This window comes from Pseudomonas sp. WS 5412 (assembly GCF_012985615.1).
GTDB lineage: Bacteria > Pseudomonadota > Gammaproteobacteria > Pseudomonadales > Pseudomonadaceae > Aquipseudomonas > Aquipseudomonas shahriarae.
On record NZ_JAARMB010000004.1, the window covers coordinates 84,170 to 101,336 of the forward strand.

Genomic DNA, 17,167 nt, shown 5'->3' on the forward strand with positions numbered 1-17,167 from the left:
TCCCGGTGCTGTGGGGTTCTAGCAAACTTTGGTAAAGAATTGTTCACGAGATATTACAAAGTCGGCGAAAAAGGATCAGTGATTGTCCGCCAATGGCTACGGGTGTCTGGTGTCAGGTAACTCTGTATTGGTTGGCGTGTTACGAGATAGTTATGCGGGATCCATCCCCAGATGCTGTAGTACAAGCTTGATCAAGGTAGCGAGCGGGCGCTTTTGCCCTCTACACTCGGGCATTCATTGATACACGGAGGTTTTTCCATGCGGCGCGTGGTGTTCAATCAAAAAGGCGGCGTTGGCAAATCCAGCATCGCCTGCAACCTGGCAGCGGTCAGTGCCAGTGAAGGCTATCGAACCCTGTTGGTGGACCTCGATGCCCAGGCCAACTCGACCCAGTACCTGACGGGGCTGACGGGCGACGATATTCCCATGGGTATTGCCGACTTCTTCAAGCAGACCCTGTCTTCCGGGCCGTTTTCGAAGAAAAACCAGGTGGATATCTACGAAACCCCCTTCGACAACCTGCATGTCATCACCGCCACCGCAGAGCTGGCGGACCTGCAGCCCAAGCTCGAGGCCAAGCACAAGATCAACAAGCTGCGAAAGCTGTTGGATGAATTGTCCGAGGATTACGACCGGATTTACCTGGATACGCCGCCGGCCCTGAACTTCTATGCGGTTTCGGCGCTGATCGCCGCTGATCGTGTGTTGATTCCTTTCGACTGTGACAGCTTCTCACGGCAGGCGCTGTATGGCCTGCTGGCGGAAATCGAAGAACTCAAGGAGGACCACAACGAAGGCCTCGAAGTGGAAGGCATCGTGGTCAACCAGTTCCAGGCCCGGGCGAGCCTGCCGCAGAAGATGCTGGACGAGTTGATTGCCGAAGGCCTGCCGGTGCTGCCGGTGTACCTGGCCAGCTCGGTGCGCATGCGCGAGTCCCATCAGGAAAGCAAACCGCTGATCCACCTGGACCCGCGCCACAAACTGACCCTGCAGTTTGTGGAGCTGCATAACTTGCTGGAAAACGCCTGATCTGAAATGTGGGAGCTGGCGAGCCTGCGATCAGGGGGTGCCAGCTTGCAGAGGCATCAACTGACACACTGTCATCTGGGGTTACACCCCTTGACTACGCAACCAGCTCATCAGTTGCGGTAACGGAAACGCCCCGCTCTGGCGCGCCACTTCCCGGCCGTTCTTGAACAGGATCAGGCTGGGAATCGAGCGAATCCCCAATTGTGCCGAAAGCTGCTGGTTGGCCTCGCTATCGAGCTTGGCCAGCCGGCACTTGCCGGCCAACTGCCCGGCGGCCTGTTCAAACACCGGCGCAAACGCCTTGCACGGCCCGCACCACGCGGCCCACACGTCCACCAGCAGCGGTAAATCGCCCTTGATCTGGCTGGAATAATCGCCCTGGTTCAATTCAAACGGTTTGCTCAGCAACACCGGCTGCTTGCAGCGCCCGCACTTCGGGGTATCGCCCAGGCGTTCGTGGGGGATGCGGTTGAGGCCGTTGCAGTGTGGGCAGGGGATTACAAGAGAATCGGACATGGTGGGGTTCCGTTGACGTTGCCAATGAACACTATTTGGAGCCAGGGCCAAGATTATCAAGGTTAGGCGGTAGCGACGCATGCGCTCACATTTTTGCTTGTGCACATGTTTGACGGTGTCTCCAGGATGCCTACGCAGGTATGAGATACCGCCACTGGTCTGCTGAACGCTTATCGCATACTGCGATAACTTGATCCCGGGGCTAACGCTCATAGCAAGATGCGATAACGGCAAGTGGAAGGAATGACAGGAAATGAGCGTATTGATTGAGCAGGGCTAGGACGAACAACTGATCTCCAAATGCTTGCCCCAATCGGGCGGCCGCTGAGCGTACTGTTCCATTCCCGGCTGCTCTTCAAATGGCGTGCTCAACACCTCATGCAGTCTTCGCACTTCACTGTAGTCGCCTGACTCGGCGGCGGTGATGGCGTTTTGTGCCAGGTAGTTGCGCAGGATATACAGCGGGTTGACCGCGTGCATGCGCTCGCGGCGTTCTGCCTCGCTGCCGGTGCCGTCGCGCTCAACCCGGGCCTTGTACTCGTCGGCCCAGGCATCGAAGCCCGCGCGGTCGACAAAGTCATCGCGCAGGCGCGCCACGGCCAGTGCGGCGGATTCGTCGCCCAGATGGCGGAAGAACAAGGTGTAGTCCACGCCACTGTTCTGCATCAATTGCAGCAGGCGCTCCACCAGTTTCTGGTCATCGTCCTCGGCGGTGGTCAGGCCCAGGCGGCGGCGCATCAGGTCCAGGTAGTGGGCCTGGTACAGCGGCAGGTACAGGCCCAGGGTCTCGCGCAGGGCTTCAACGCTGATGTATGGCGTCAGCGCCTGTGCCAGGGCGCTGAGGTTCCACTGGCCGATGGGCACCTGGTTGCTGAAGGAATAGCGGCCTTCGTGATCGGAGTGGTTGCAGATGAAGTGGGCGTCGAAGTCATCGAGGAAGGCAAACGGCCCGAAGTCGAAGGTAATCCCCAGGATCGACATATTGTCGGTGTTCATCACCCCATGGCAAAACCCATAGGCCTGCCACTTGGCGATCAGCTCGGCATTGCGCTCGACGATCTCGCGGAACATTGCCAGGTAGGGCTCGGGTTGCTCCTGGCATTGGGCAAAGTGCAGCTTCAGCACGTGCTCGGCCAGTTGCTGGTGCAGCTCGGTTTTCTGGGTGTAGTAGAAGTATTCGAAGTGCCCAAAGCGGATATGGCTCGGCGCCAGGCGCAGCACCATGGCCGCGCGTTCCTGCTTCTCGCGCCATACCGGGGTGTCGGAGCCGATCACGCACAGGGCGCGGCTGCTGGGGATGCCCAGGGCGTGCAAGGCTTCGGAGGCGAGAAACTCGCGGATCGACGAACGCAGCACCGCGCGGCCATCGCCCATGCGCGAGTAAGGCGTTTGCCCGGCGCCCTTGAGGTGCAAGTCCCAGTGCTCGCCCGCCGCGTTATACACCTCGCCCAGCAGCAAGCCGCGGCCGTCCCCCAGTTGCGGGTTGTAAGAGCCAAACTGATGCCCGGAATAGACCATCGCCCGCGGTTCAGCCTCGGCCCACAGCTTGTGGCCGCCGAACAGTTCGGCGAACACCGGCGTGTCGGCCACGGCCGGGTCGAGGTCCAGCAGGGCCATGGCGGCGTTGCTCGCCACCACCAGCCGTGGCTCGTCGATGGGCTCGGGCAATACGTGGGTTGAGAAACCATCGCCCAGGCGGGCGAAGCGGTTGTCGAAGGTCAGGTCGTCGAGGGCTTTCACCGGCCATCTCCAGCAGAATGTCCGAGCATTCTGCTGGGGATAGCGCGGTTAGTCGAGTTTGGCCGGTGGTGTGGGTTGTGGCGAGCCGTCATTCGCCGGCTTGCTCAGGGGTTCGATTTCCACCAGCTTGTATTCCTGGCCGTGCAGGTTTTTCAGGTAAACCTCCATCTGGCGGAACGAAATGTTGATGCTCTGCTTCTTGAACTCACGGTTGATAAAGCGGTTGACCTCATCAATCACCGGGTTGCGGTCGCCCAGATCGCGCACATGCATGCGCAATTCGTGGTCTAGGGTGCTTTCGCCGAAGTTCAGGAAGTACACAAGGGGTTCCGGGTCTTTCAGTACCCGTGGGTTATCCCTGGCGGCCTTGAGCAACAATTCCTTCACCAGGTCCAGGTCGGAGCCGTAGTCCACGCCAAGCTTGAGGGTCACCCGGGTGACGGTGTCGGTCAGCGACCAGTTGATCAGTTGCCCGGTGATAAAGGTTTTGTTCGGGACAATGATGTCCTTGCGGTCGAAGTCGGTGATGGTGGTGGCGCGGATGCGGATCTTGCTCACCGTCCCCGACAGGTTGCCGATGGTAATGGTGTCGCCGATGCGCACCGGGCGCTCGAACAGGATCATGATGCCGGAGATAAAGTTGGCGAAGATCTCCTGCATGCCGAAACCCAGGCCCACCGACAGCGCGGCCACCAGCCATTGCAATTTGTCCCAGCTGACCCCGAGGGTCGACAGGGTCGACACAAAGCCCACACCGGCAATCACATACGACAGCAAGGTGGTGGTGGCATAGGCACTGCCCTGGGCCAGGTCGAGTTTGGACAGCACCAGCACTTCCAGCAGGCCCGGCAGGTTGCGCGCCAGGGCGAAGGTGATGCCGATGATGATCAGTGCGCCGAGCATGTCGCCGATGCTGATGGGCACCATGCTGATATTGGCGCCGGTGCCGCTGGTGTACTCGTAGAGGGTGATGTTGTCCAGGTAGGAGAACACCGAGATCAGGTCCGACCAGACCCAGTACAGCGCCGCGATAAAGCCGCCGAGCAAGGCCAGGCGAATCAGGCGCATGGACTGCTCGTTGACCTGCTCGATATCCAGGGTCGGTTCCTCGATCACCACTTCGCCGTCGCCGGCTTCCTTGGCCGCCTGGCGCTTGGCCAGTGCCCGGGAGTAGGCCAGGCGCCGTGCGGCCACACCCAGGCCACGCACGAAGGTGGCTTCGATCACCAGCCAGAACATCAGCAGGTACAGGGTGTTGATCAGGCGGTCGCTGAGTTTGAGCGCGGTGTAGTAGTAGCCAAAACACACGGCAATAAACAGCGCGATGGGCAGCGCGGTAAACGCCACGCCGACCACCTTGCGAAACAGCGAGGCCTTTTCATGGGTCGGGCTATTGAGCAACAGGCGACTGAGCAGCCAGGCCATCAGCCCGTAGCAGGTCAGGACCACAGCGATCCCCAGCACATCGTTGGCCAGGGCCGCCGGCTGATGTTCGGCGATGGACACCACGGCCACCAGCGCCAACACCACCAGCCCCAGTTTGCGGATCCAGCCCTGGAGGAATTCGACCTGGGGTTTTTCCCAGCGGAAATGCAGTTCGGCCACACCGCCCGGCGCCAGGATGCGATAGGCGGTGTAGAACACTAACCACGCCTGGGCGATCTGTACCAGGGCCATGCCCAGGTTGGCGTTCTGCCCACGGGCATCGATTTGCAGGGCGTAGCCACACAGCGCCAGGCCGAGGGTCACCGGCAAGGCCAGAAGGATATTCACCAGAATGGCGATCGGGGTGTGCCACTGGCTGTCACGTTTGAAGTGACCGATATCCATATGGATTTTTTTCAGCCGCTCGTACAGGTTGTTACGTCGCCATAGCAGGGCGCCGATCAACAGCAGGAGGGGCAAGAACAGCAGCGGGCGCTGGGTCAGGCCGTCATACAGTTCGCTGAGGCTGGAGGCCCAGGGCAGGGTGTTGACCTGTTTTTCCAGGCGGGTGGGCACGGCTTCCAGCCATTCGACGTCCAGCGGTTTGTTGCTGGGGATCCAGAACATCTGTTCGTCGAGGGTCGCGCGCAGGCTGGCGGCGGTGCTGAGCAGCTGTTTCTGGTTCAGTTGCAGGGTGATGGATTCGTTGAGCAGTGCGCTCAGTTCCCGGCTCAGGCGCTCGAGCAGGTCGCTGCGGGTCACGGCCAGTTCCAGCAGGGTGCGGCGCAATTGCGGGGTGACCTGGTCTTCGGGCTGGTTGGCCAGCAAGTTATCGACGTAGGCACTTGGCGAGTTGATCAGTTCGCGCTGCTGGTTGACCTCGAACTGGTACAGGCGAATGTTGGCGATATCGTCCGCCAGGTCACGGTCGACCTTCAGGCGCGGCAAGGCCTGTTTCTGTTGATAGAGAATTTTCGACAGCAGCAGGCTGCCCTTGAGCACGTTGATCTGCTCGTCCAGGGCCGAATCGCTCTGGGTCATGTTGTCCAGCAACTGCTTGGTTTTCAGGTTTTCTTGGGTCAGCTCGTTGAGCCGGTCGGTGCTCCTGAGCAGGTAGTCGGACAGTTTCAGGTTGGCCGCGCTTTCCGTGGTCAGCAGGCTGCTGCCGCCGGCCTTCTGCGCTTCGATGGACTGCTGAGTCACGGTTTCCTGGGACTGGGCCAGGCGTTTCTGGTTGATCAGGGTTTGCAGATCCTGGATTTCCTGCTCCAGGCGCGCGGTTTTTTCCACTGCCAAGTCATGCTGGCTGTTGCCCAGGTCTTGCAGCTGGCTGTTGCCCGCCAGCTCCTGGCGGCGCAGCGGGATCAAGGCATTGAGCGCCGCCAGTTCGGCGTTCAGCAGGTTGCGCTGGTCGCCGTTGAGGGGTTTGCCATTGTCCTTGCCGGCCTTGAGGATGCCGTTGATCTGCTGGATGCGCGTCTGGCTGTTGCTGATTTCGGTCTGGGCGCGCTCGGGGCGGGTCTGGGCGGCGATGCTCAGGCTGTTGGCGTCGGCCAACTCCTTTTGCAGATCGCCCTGCTGGGTGCTGCGCTGCACCAGCAGTTGTTCGAGCTGCGGCACCGGCAGGCTGGCGTAGCGCTGGGCCACAGGCACCACTTTGGTGCTTTTGAGGCGGGCCAGTTCACGGGAGTTTTCCGTGGTCTGGCGGGGCGCGCCTTCGAGCTGACGCTTGAGGTCAGTCAGGCGTTGCTCGTAATCCTGCTTGTTGCCCAGCAGGGTCAGGGTCTGCTGCAACACATTTTGCAGCGCCTTCATGTCGGCGTCGGGCAGTTTGCGGTCAGGCAGCTTGTCCAGGGTCTGTTGCACGCTCTCGATGCTTGGCGGGGCGGCGGCATATACGGGGCTGACGCAGAGGGTCAGACCCAGCAGGGCAGTGGCTAAAAAAGTGCGCAGGAATGTCATAGAGACCGATCGAACAAGATGAAGAATAGGGGGCGTGCTGATGGCCACTGGCACACCGTCGCCCCGCAGTTTAGAGGAAGAGTCCGGGCCCCGGGCGACTTCCTTCGGGGAATCTGACGCCGACTTTGCCGATCTTGTTCCCGTCCATCACGGCAACCGTCCAAATGGTGTTGTTCCACTCCACTTGGTCGCCGACAATCGGCGCGCCACCGACTTTCTGGGTAATAAAGCTGCTCAGTGGCATGTCCGGGTCGATGCCGTCGAGCTTGAGCCCGTACAGCGCCGAAACCGCGCCCAGCTGGGCGTCGCCTTCCAGCACGAAGTCGCCGAAGAAGCGCAGGTCCAGGCCCCGTTGTGGTGCCTGGCTGAACAGCTTGCCGAGGGCGGCGAGGTTGTGTTCATGGCCGATCACGCACAGCAGGTCATCGGCTTCCAGCACCGTACTACCCGACGGATGGAGCAGTTGCTGACCACGAAACAACGCGGCGATCCGCGTGCCTTCAGGCATTTTCAGCTCGCGCAGGGCCGCGCCGATGCACCATTTCTCCGCACCCAGGCGGTAGACGAACAGCTCCCACTCGCTGGTGACGTGCACTTCCAGGGCTGCCCGGGAAATCGGCGCAGGCTCGGGCGGGACCGTCACTTTCAAGAGCTTGGCGACCCACGGCAGGCTGGTGCCTTGCACCAGCAACGACACCAGCACGATAAAGAACGCCAGGTTGAAATACAGCTGGGCATGGGGCAGGCCGGCCATCAACGGGAACACCGCGAGAATGATCGGCACCGCGCCGCGCAGGCCGACCCAGGCGATAAACACTTTTTCGCGACCATGGAAGGCCTTGAACGGCAGCAGGCCGACGGCCACCGACAGCGGCCGCGCAAACAGGATCATCCACAGCGCCAGGCCCAGGGCCGGCAGGGCGATGGGCAGTAGGTCATGGGGCGTGACCAGCAGGCCCAGCACCAGGAACATGCCGATCTGCGCCAGCCAGGCCATGCCGTCGAGCATATGCAGGATGCCGTGGCGGCTGCGTACCGGGCGGTTGCCGATCACCAGGCCGCACAGGTACACGGCGAGGAAGCCGCTGCCGTGCAAGGCGTTGGTCAGGGCGAAGACAAACAGGCCGCCGGCGATCACCAGGATCGGGTACAGACCGTTGGCCAGGTTGATCCGGTTGACCAGTTGCAGCATCAACCAGCCGCCGCCCAGGCCGATAATGCCGCCGATGCCGAACTCGCGGATCAAATGGGTCAACAGGCTCCAGTGCAAGCCGGTCTGGCCGCTGGCAAGCATGTCGATCAGGGTCACGGTGAGGAACACCGCCATCGGGTCGTTGCTGCCGGATTCGATTTCCAGGCTGGCACTGACCCGTTCGTTCAGGCCCTTGCCGCCCAGCAGCGAGAACACGGCGGCGGCATCGGTGGAGCCGACGATGGCGCCGATCAGCAGGCCCTGGATGATATTGAGGTCGAACAGCCAGGCCGCCGCCATACCGGTGAGGCCGGTGGTTATCAACACCCCCACGGTCGCCAGCGACAGGGCTGGCCACAGTGCCACGCGAAAACTCGCGACCCGGGTCCGCAAGCCGCCATCGAGCAGGATCACTGCCAATGCCAGGTTGCCCACCAGGTACGCGGTTGGGTAGTTATCGAAAATGATCCCGCCGCCATCGACGCCGGCCAGCATGCCCACGGCCAGGATGATCACCAGGATCGGGATCCCCAGGCGGGACGAAAGAGAACTCACCAGAATGCTCGCACTTACCAGCAACGCGCCGATCAAGAACAGGCTGTTGATGGTCGTCGCATTCAAAGGCAGTACTCCGAAAATAAGGCGGGCGCAGACTGACCATGCAGTCTGCGTGCCAGCGATTCTAACCTGTTGAATTGCTGCGCTGTCAAAAAGCTTTTCAGGTTTACACAGAACCAATGTGGGAGCGGGCAAGCCCGCTCACACATTTATGATGCAGTGTCTGTTAGAGACGGAATCTACTCACCATCCCATTCAAATCCACCGCCAGGCGCGACAACTCACTGCTCGCCGCACTGGTCTGGCTGGCGCCGGTGGCCGACTGCACCGACAAGTCGCGGATGTTCACCAGGTTGCGGTCCACTTCCCGCGCAACCTGCGCCTGCTCTTCTGCGGCGCTGGCGATCACCAGGTTGCGCTCGTTGATCTCGATAATTGCGCTATTGATGGTATCCAGGGACATCCCCGCGCCTTTGGCGATGTTCAATGTCGATTCGGCGCGTTCGGTGCTGTTGCGCATCGAGTCCACTGCCTGTTCGGTGCCGGCCTGGATGCTGCCGATCATCCGCTCGATTTCACTGGTCGATTGCTGGGTCCGATGGGCCAGGGCCCGTACTTCATCGGCAACCACGGCAAACCCGCGCCCGGCTTCCCCGGCACGCGCGGCTTCGATGGCGGCGTTCAAGGCCAGCAGGTTGGTCTGGTCGGCCAGGCCGCGAATCACATCCAATACCTTGCCGATATCCCGCGACTCTTCGGCCAGGGCGCCGATCAGCGTGGCGGTGCCCTGCACATCGCCGCTCATGCGCTCAATCGCGCTGACGGTTTCCTGCACCAGGTCGCGGCCATCGCCGGCCGAGGCGGTGGCGTTTTTCGAGGCCTCGGAAGTGCTGACGGCATTGCGCGCCACTTCTTCGACGGCGCTGGTCATCTCGTTGACGGCGGTGGCCGCCTGCTCGATCTCGTTGTTCTGCTGGGTCAGGCCACGGGCGCTTTCATCGGTGACGGCGTTCAGTTCTTCGGCAGCCGAGGCCAGTTGGGTGGCCGAGCCGGAAATGCGCTGCAGGGTGTCGCGCAATTTCTCCTGCATTTTATTCATCGCGCGCAACAGGCGGCCGGCTTCGTCATCGCCATCGACCTTGATCGGCTGGGTCAGGTTACCCTCGGCAATGTTCTCGGCGGCGTCCAGGGCCTGGGCGATGGGCAGGGTGATGCTGCGGGTCAGCAGCCAGGCAAATAGCATGGTCAGCGCCGTGGCCAGCACCAGCAGGGCGACCACCAGGCCGAAGGCCGAATCATATTGCTCGGCGGCTTTCTGGTTGCTGTCGTTGGCCATCGAATTGTTGATGTCCAGCAGGCGCGTCAGCACCGTGTTGACTGCCTCGGAGTTGCTCAGCAGTTCGGTGTTGAGCAAGGTGCGCAGCTCTTCGATCTGATTGTTGCGCGACAGGCTCTTCATCCGCTCTTCGATCTGCCGGTACTGGCCCAGCAGGCGCACATAATCGTCGTAGGCCGAGCGCTCCTCGCGGCTGTCGATCAGCTTTTCATACACGCTCTGGGCGGCACGGATCTGCTGGTTGCGCAGTTCAAAGGCTTCCAGGGTTTTCTGTTGAACCTCGGGCTCGCGGTTGGTCAGTAGGCGGTAGGACAACACACGCAGGCGTAGGGTCAGTTGGGTGAAGTCGTCGAGGGCGCGAATGCTCGGCACACTTCTGAGGGTGATGTCTTCGGTCGCGCCACGGATCTTGCCCATCTGATTCAGCGCAAAAACACCGAGAAACAACATCAGCGCACCAATGCACACGAAGCCGAGAAACGCGCGCGGCGCGATATTCATATTACGAAGAGACATGCAGTGGTCCTGGGAGAGGCGCGATCCGTGCGGCTTTGAGGCGGGGTAAGCAAGACCTATCGGACGTACGACTAAAGTCTTGAGGGGGTGCGCGCTTTTGTCGCACCCTGCGCGGATTGGAATGGATTCAGGAACCAGATGGCGTAAATGCAGTCACTAAGGCTCCACAGCGTGGCCTGACCCGTGAAATCGGGGCTGCGCGCCAGGATAACCCTGGCTTCCACGGTGAATTTTCTTTATCGTCACCGCCCTTTGAAAAAGCCCGAGAATTCAAAATGTTAGAAACATCCCTCAGCCAACTGGAACAACTGGTCAGTGACCTGGTGCAGCAGAATCAAGCACTGCTGGGCACCAACGAATCCCTCAAGGCCGAGCTGGCCCGCGCCAAGGATGAGAACGACAGCTTGCAACTGAACCTGATGGAACAGGAAGAAAAGCAGGGCGCCACCGCAGCCCGTATCCAGGCGTTGGTTGAGCGTGTGAGCGCAGGTCCTGTCAGCGCATGAGTGAAGGGATAAAGGTCGTTTCGATTCTCGGTGAGGATTACTCGATCAAGGCCCCGGATGGGGAAGACAGCACCCTGCTCAAGGCCGTGACCCTGCTCAAGGCGTCCCTGGCAACCACCAAGCAGAAGTACCCGACCCTGATCGGCGACAAGCTGCTGGTGCTGGCGGCGCTGAATCTATGTGCCGAGCAGATCGACATGCAGCAGCGTCACCAGCAGGAACTCGACCGTTACCAAGAGCAAGTCAGCGCCACGGTCGATGTGATTGCCAAGGCCATCGGCCAGCCCTGATCAGAACCATTCATCCTGCATGGCCAGGCACGTATCGTCCCGCGCCTGCAGGATCGACAGTTCATGATGGCAGCCCGGTACTTCCCACGTCAGGAAGTACCGGGCCGCTTGCAGCTTGCCTTTATAGAAGGCCACATCTGCCGCATTGCCCCTGGCCAGCCCTTCTTCGGCGCGGATCGCCTGTTCCAGCCAGCGCCAGCCAATCACCGTATGCCCAAACACTTTCAGGTACAGCGCCGAGTTCGCCAGGCTGCTGTTGACCTTGCCCTGGGCGAGATCCGTCAACAGCCCCAGGGTTACGCTTTGCAGGCGCGCCACCAACTGCTCCAGCGGTTCGCGCATGGCCGTGAGTGACGGGTATTGCTGGGCCCGTGCGCCGGTCTCGGCGATCAGGCGAATCAACTGCTTCAGGCCCGAACCGCCATTTTGCGCAAGCTTGCGTCCCAGCAGGTCCAGGGACTGGATGCCGTGGGTGCCTTCGTGGATCGGGTTCAGGCGGTTGTCGCGGTAGTACTGCTCCACCGGGTATTCGCGGGTGTAGCCGTGGCCGCCGAGAATCTGGATCGCCAGCTCGTTGGCCTTCAGGCAGAACTCCGAAGGCCAGGATTTGACGATCGGGGTCAGCAGGTCCAGCAACTCATGGGCCTGCCTGCGCCCGGTTTCGCTGTCCAGGGTGGTCGTGTCATCGAACAGGCGCGCGGCATATAGGCCCAGGTCGAAGGCGCCTTCTACATAGGCTTTTTGCGTAAGCAACATGCGCTTGATATCAGCGTGCTGGATGATCGACACCGGCGCGGTGTTCGGGTCTTTGCTGTCGGGCAGGCGGCCTTGCGGGCGTTCCCGGGCGTATTCCAGGGAGTACAGGTAACCGGCGTAACCGAGCATCACCGCACCCATGCCGACCCCAATCCGCGCCTCGTTCATCATCTGGAACATACAGGCCAGCCCCTGGTGCGGCTTGCCCACCAGATAACCGACACACTCGCCGTTATCGCCGAAGTTCAGCGCGGTGGAGGTGGTACCACGCCAGCCCATCTTGTGGAACAGCCCGGCCAGCAGCACATCATTGCGCGGGCCCAGGCTGCCGTCGTCGTTGACCAGGAACTTGGGCACGATAAACAGCGAAATGCCCTTCACCCCGGCGGGCGCGTCCGGCAGTTTGGCCAAGACCATGTGCACGATGTTTTCCGACAGCGGGTGATCGCCACCGGAGATAAAGATCTTGTTGCCCTTGAGGCGGTAGGTGCCATCCGCCGCCGGCTCGGCGCGGGTGCGGATATCCGACAGCGACGAGCCGGCATGGGGTTCGGTCAAGGCCATGGTGCCGAAGAAGCGGCCCTCGATCATCGGTTGCAGAAAGCGTTGCTTCTGCTCCTCGGTGCCAAAACTTTCGATCAGGTTGGCCGCGCCCATGGTCAGGAACGGGTACGAGGTGGAAGCCGCATTGGCTGACTGAAAGTGCGCAAAACAGGCCTGGGACAGCAGCGTCGGCAGTTGCATGCCACCGGCTTCAAAACTGCGCGCTGCATTGAGAAAACCGGCTTCGAGGAAGGCATCCACGGCAGGTTTCACTTCCGGGATCAGGATCGCCTGGCCATCTTCGTAGCGCGGTTCGTTCTCGTCGCCCTTGCGGTTGTGGGGGGCGAAGTACTTTTCGGCGATGTGGCGGGCGGTGCCGATGGCGGCATCGAAGGTTTCGCGAGTGTGTTCGGCAAACCGCTCGCGCTGGGTCAGGCCCTCGGCATCGAGGACTTCATACAGCTCGAAAGCCAGATTGCGGGAACTGAGGAGCGTCTCGGACATGGCGGCTTACCTATTTGGGAATAGGCCGCAGTCTAAGTGCGCGAATAGAGGCGCGATAGCAAGATTGATCTGGGTGATGGAGCAGCAAAACAAAGGCAGGATGGATGTACAAGATCGTTCCCACGCTCTGCGTGGGAACGCCTCTTGCGACGCTCTGCGTCGCGGACGCGGAGTGCTCGGTGGTGACTAGCCGATAGTCATCAGGCTCGCGTTACCACCCGCCGCAGCGGTGTTGACGCTCAACGCACGCTCGATCACCAGGCGCTCCAACGCAATGTTGGTTTCGCCCGAGGACAGGCCATTGACCCCGACAATCGCGCCGCTGCGCTGCGCCACTTGCTGGCAAACCCCACGCAGTTGGTCGGAATCGCCGTGGTGCAGGACGGCGTCGAAGATCACTTCGTCCTTGGTCCAATCGGCTACACGCTGGATCTTCGCCTGAACTTCCTTGGGCAGCCGTGGGAACAGCGCCTTGGTCAGGTCAGACTCCGGCCACACTGCCGAGCTACCCACAGCCAGTACGGCCGCCAGTTGCGCCAGCAGATCGCCTTCTACGTCCGCCAGGCACAGCACGTGCTCGCGGGGCAGGATGGCGTAGCTGTTGCGCTCGCCGGTCGGGCCGGCCAGCAGGCGGGTGATACCGCTTTGCGATTGCGCGGCGAACTGGCTGCACAGGGCGCTCAGTTCGCTGAACTTGTTGCCGTCGGCCCAGGTTTTCAGGGCACTCAGCGGTTGGCTCATGGCGTCACGCAGGCGCACATCCGGTGCGGCCAGTGCATCACCCCGTACGAAGGATTGCTCGATCGCATCGGTAGGACGGGTCGACAGCAGGCGGTACAGGTACAGCGGGCCACCGGCTTTCGGGCCGGTACCCGACAGGCCTTCGCCACCGAATGGCTGCACGCCGACCACGGCACCGACGATGTTGCGGTTAACGTAGACGTTACCGGCATGGACGTTGTCGATCACCTTGGCGATGGTCTCGTCGATACGGGTGTGCACGCCCAGGGTCAGACCGTAGCCAGAAGCATTGATCTGACCGATCAACTGGTCGATCTCCTTACGCTTGTAGCGCACCACGTGCAGGACCGGGCCGAAGATCTCCCGTTGCAGCTCGTCGAAGCTTTCCAGTTCGATCAGGGTTGGCATCACGAAGGTGCCGCGCTTGATTTCTTCGCTGTCGGCAATTGCCACCTGGTACACGGTACGGCCTTTGTCGCGCATGGCCTGGATGTGCTTCTCGATGCCCGCCTTGGCTTCGGCGTCGATTACCGGGCCGATATCCACAGACAGGCGCTCCGGGTTGCCGAGACGGCATTCGGCCATGGCACCCTTGAGCATTTCGATGACGCGGTCTGCCGAATCTTCCTGCAGGCACAGTACACGCAGGGCCGAGCAACGCTGGCCGGCACTGTCGAAGGCCGAGGAGACGACGTCGATCACCACCTGTTCGGTCAGAGCCGAGGAGTCGACGATCATCGCGTTCTGGCCGCCGGTTTCGGCGATCAGCGGGATTGGGCGGCCCTGGGCATCCAGGCGTCCGGCGACATTGCGTTGCAGCAGGCGCGCCACTTCGGTGGAGCCGGTGAACATCACGCCTTTGACGCGATCATCACCCACCAGGCGGGCACCAACGCTTTCGCCCTGGCCCGGCAGCAGTTGCAGCACGCCTTCCGGAATGCCGGCTTCGAGCAGCAGGCGCACGGCTTGCGCGGCGACCAGCGGGGTCTGTTCGGCCGGCTTGGCCAATACCGGGTTACCGGCGGCCAGTGCGGCGGCGACTTGGCCACTGAAGATCGCCAGCGGGAAGTTCCACGGGCTGATGCACACCACCGGGCCCAGTGGGCGGTGGGCGTCGTTGGTGAAATCGTTACGCGCCTGCACGGCGTAGTAACGCAGGAAGTCCACGGCTTCACGCACTTCGGCGATGGCGTTGGCGAAGGTCTTGCCGGCTTCACGGGCCAGCAGGCCCATTAGTGGCTGGATCTCGCCTTCCATCAAGTCGGCGGCACGTTCGAGGATCGCGGCGCGTTCGGCCGGCGGGGTGGCCTGCCAGATCGGTGCGGCATTCAGGGCGCACTGGATCGCGTTGTCGACGTCTTCGACCGTAGCTTCCTGGACGTGACCAACCACATCACGCAGGTCGGACGGGTTCAGCACCGGCACAGCGGCTTCATTGCTGGACGCGCAACCGAGCATCGGCGCGGCCTTCCAGTTGTTGTGCGCGGTGGCCAGCAAGGCGCAGGACAGCGACGCCAGGCGGTGTTCGTTGGCCAGGTCGATACCGGCAGAGTTGGCGCGCTCGCTGCCATACAGGTCGCGTGGCAGTGGGATACGCGGGTGCGGCAGGCCGAAGCCGCCTTCCAGCGTCGCCATCTGCTCGATGCTGGCCACTGGATCGGCCACCAGCTCCTGGATCGAGATGGATTGGTCGGCGATACGGTTGACGAACGAGGTGTTGGCGCCGTTTTCCAGCAGGCGACGCACCAGGTAGGCCAGCAGGGTTTCGTGGGTGCCGACCGGCGCGTACACGCGGCACGGACGGTTCAGCTTGCCTTCGGAAACCTTGCCTACGACTTGTTCGTACAGCGGTTCACCCATGCCGTGCAGGCACTGGAACTCGTACTGGCCGGGGTAATAGTTCTGGCCGGCGATGTGGTAGATGGCCGACAGGGTGTGGGCGTTGTGCGTGGCGAACTGCGGGTAGATGACTTCCGGTACCGACAGCAGCTTGCGTGCGCAGGCGATGTAGGAAACGTCGGTGTACACCTTGCGGGTGTAGACCGGGTAGCCTTCCAGGCCTTCGACCTGGGCGCGCTTGATTTCGCTGTCCCAGTACGCGCCTTTTACCAGGCGGATCATCAGGCGGTGACGGCTGCGGCGTGCCAGGTCGATCACGTAGTCGATCACGTACGGGCAGCGCTTCTGGTAAGCCTGGATCACGAAACCGATACCGTTCCAGCCGGTCAGTTGCGGCTCGAAGCACAGGCGCTCGAGCAGGTCCAGGGACAGCTCCAGGCGGTCGGCTTCTTCGGCGTCGATGTTCAGGCCGATGTCGTATTGCTTGGCCAGCAGCGTCAGGGACAGCAGGCGTGGGTACAGCTCGTCCATCACGCGCTCGTACTGGGCGCGGCTGTAGCGTGGGTGCAGGGCCGACAGCTTGATGGAGATGCCCGGGCCTTCATAAATCCCACGGCCGTGAGAGGCTTTGCCGATGGAGTGAATGGCTTGTTCATACGAGGCCAGGTACTTCTGTGCGTCGTGTTCGGTCAGTGCAGCTTCACCGAGCATGTCGTAGGAGTAGCGGAAGCCCTTGGCTTCGAACTTGCTCGCATTGGCCAGGGCTTCGGCGATGGTTTCGCCGGTGACGAACTGCTCGCCCATCAGGCGCATGGCCATGTCGACGCCCTTGCGGATCATCGGCTCGCCGCTCTTGCCGATAATGCGGCTCAGGGAGGAGGTCAGGCCGGCCTCATTGTGGGTGGCGACCAGTTTACCGGTCAGCAGCAGGCCCCAGGTGGCGGCGTTGACGAACAACGATGGGCTGTTGCCCAGGTGCGGCTGCCAGTTGCCGGTGCTGATCTTGTCGCGGATCAGCGCGTCACGGGTGCCCTTGTCGGGGATCCGCAGCAGCGCTTCGGCCAGGCACATCAGGGCCACGCCTTCCTGGGACGACAGGGAAAATTCCTGCAGCAGGCCCTGGACGATACCGGCACGGCCGCCGGCGCTCTTCTGGTTACGCAGTTTTTCGGCAATCGAGGCGGCCAGCTTGTTGGTGGCTTCGGCCATCTGGGCCGGCAGGCGAGCCTGCTCGATCAGCATCGGCACCACTTCCGGCTCGGGGCGGCGGTAAGCGGCGGTGATCGAGGCGCGCAGCACCGATTGCGGCAGGATGCTTTCGGCAAATTCGAGGAAGCACTGGTGAGCGTGGTCGTTCTGCACCTCGCCCGCGTCGTCTGCGTCCTTGAGGCCCGAACCGTTGAGCTCCGTCAGGGTTGCACCACCCTCGAGTTTCTCCAGGTAATTGAAAATTGCCTGCTTGATCAGCCAGTGCGGCGTGCGATCAATGGAGGTCGCGGCGGCCTTGAGGCGTTCGCGGGTTGGGTCATCGAGTTTGACCCCAAGGGTGGTCGTAGCCATATTTTTATCCTCATGGGTGCCACTACTGTGTGGCATCAGCTGGCGGCAAGATTAGCTTTGCGCCGTACGAGGTGCAACCGGGTGCAACCCATTTTCTTCATGAAATTCACGCTGCTCGTCAGAAATCATTTTCACTCGACCAAATCGGCTGAAT

General features: G+C 61.7%; 10 protein-coding genes. 3 read left to right on the forward strand and 7 right to left on the reverse strand.

Annotated elements, in window-relative coordinates; genetic code table 11:
- Nucleotides 1-258: 258 nt before the first annotated feature.
- Nucleotides 259-1,029 carry a ParA family protein gene (locus HBR94_RS07475; RefSeq protein WP_057958100.1) on the forward strand — a complete coding sequence of 257 codons (771 nt, stop codon included), beginning with the start codon at nt 259-261 and terminating at the stop codon, nt 1,027-1,029.
- Nucleotides 1,030-1,110: 81 nt separating this feature from the next.
- Here the strand turns inward: HBR94_RS07475 and trxC are convergent, their stop codons facing one another.
- The 5 genes from trxC to HBR94_RS07500 all read right to left on the reverse strand — a co-directional run bounded on the left by trxC (nt 1,111) and on the right by HBR94_RS07500 (nt 10,274).
- Entirely contained in the window at nt 1,111-1,545 is a 435-nt protein-coding gene (gene trxC / locus HBR94_RS07480; RefSeq protein ID WP_057437277.1) for a thioredoxin TrxC, read from the reverse strand.
- Nucleotides 1,546-1,821: 276 nt separating this feature from the next.
- A complete protein-coding gene (locus HBR94_RS07485) occupies nt 1,822-3,285 on the reverse strand; it encodes a protein adenylyltransferase SelO (protein ID WP_170044454.1) in 1,464 nt (487 codons plus the stop codon).
- A gap of 48 nt (nt 3,286-3,333) precedes the next feature.
- The gene (gene mscK, locus HBR94_RS07490; protein ID WP_057437285.1) at nt 3,334-6,672 is read right to left on the reverse strand and encodes a mechanosensitive channel MscK; all 3,339 of its coding nucleotides are present in this window, start codon (nt 6,670-6,672) and stop codon (nt 3,334-3,336) included.
- Nucleotides 6,673-6,742: 70 nt separating this feature from the next.
- Entirely contained in the window at nt 6,743-8,485 is a 1,743-nt protein-coding gene (locus HBR94_RS07495; protein WP_115127220.1) for a potassium/proton antiporter, read from the reverse strand.
- Nucleotides 8,486-8,648: 163 nt separating this feature from the next.
- The gene (locus HBR94_RS07500) at nt 8,649-10,274 is read right to left on the reverse strand and encodes a methyl-accepting chemotaxis protein (protein ID WP_170044455.1); all 1,626 of its coding nucleotides are present in this window, start codon (nt 10,272-10,274) and stop codon (nt 8,649-8,651) included.
- Nucleotides 10,275-10,549: 275 nt separating this feature from the next.
- Between HBR94_RS07500 and HBR94_RS07505 the strand changes: the two genes are divergently transcribed.
- On the forward strand, nt 10,550-10,780 hold the full coding sequence (locus HBR94_RS07505) for a hypothetical protein (RefSeq protein ID WP_029299225.1): 231 nt from the start codon (nt 10,550-10,552) through the stop codon (nt 10,778-10,780).
- Entirely contained in the window at nt 10,777-11,070 is a 294-nt protein-coding gene (locus HBR94_RS07510) for a cell division protein ZapA (protein ID WP_057437293.1), read from the forward strand. The genes HBR94_RS07505 and HBR94_RS07510 overlap by 4 nt, the downstream gene beginning before the upstream one ends.
- On the opposite strand, the gene HBR94_RS07515 is transcribed toward HBR94_RS07510, so the two are convergent.
- Both HBR94_RS07515 and putA read right to left on the reverse strand, forming a co-directional pair.
- The gene (locus tag HBR94_RS07515) at nt 11,071-12,873 is read right to left on the reverse strand and encodes an acyl-CoA dehydrogenase (protein ID WP_169959907.1); all 1,803 of its coding nucleotides are present in this window, start codon (nt 12,871-12,873) and stop codon (nt 11,071-11,073) included.
- Between the two features lie 186 nt (nt 12,874-13,059).
- Nucleotides 13,060-17,013, reverse strand: coding sequence for a trifunctional transcriptional regulator/proline dehydrogenase/L-glutamate gamma-semialdehyde dehydrogenase (gene putA / locus HBR94_RS07520; RefSeq protein WP_169959906.1), 3,954 nt, complete (start codon nt 17,011-17,013; stop codon nt 13,060-13,062).
- Nucleotides 17,014-17,167: the final 154 nt, after the last annotated feature.

Bases quoted from the DNA above. Each gene is read 5' to 3' on its own strand.
- HBR94_RS07510 (WP_057437293.1), top strand. From the start codon at position 10,777: ATGAGTGAAGGGATAAAGGTCGTTTCGATTCTCGGTGAGGATTACTCG.
- HBR94_RS07505 (WP_029299225.1), top strand. From the start codon at position 10,550: ATGTTAGAAACATCCCTCAGCCAACTGGAACAACTGGTCAGTGACCTG.
- mscK (WP_057437285.1), bottom strand. From the start codon at position 6,672: ATGACATTCCTGCGCACTTTTTTAGCCACTGCCCTGCTGGGTCTGACC.
- HBR94_RS07475 (WP_057958100.1), top strand. From the start codon at position 259: ATGCGGCGCGTGGTGTTCAATCAAAAAGGCGGCGTTGGCAAATCCAGC.
- HBR94_RS07515 (WP_169959907.1), bottom strand. From the start codon at position 12,873: ATGTCCGAGACGCTCCTCAGTTCCCGCAATCTGGCTTTCGAGCTGTAT.
- putA (WP_169959906.1), bottom strand. From the start codon at position 17,013: ATGGCTACGACCACCCTTGGGGTCAAACTCGATGACCCAACCCGCGAA.
- trxC (WP_057437277.1), bottom strand. From the start codon at position 1,545: ATGTCCGATTCTCTTGTAATCCCCTGCCCACACTGCAACGGCCTCAAC.
- HBR94_RS07500 (WP_170044455.1), bottom strand. From the start codon at position 10,274: ATGTCTCTTCGTAATATGAATATCGCGCCGCGCGCGTTTCTCGGCTTC.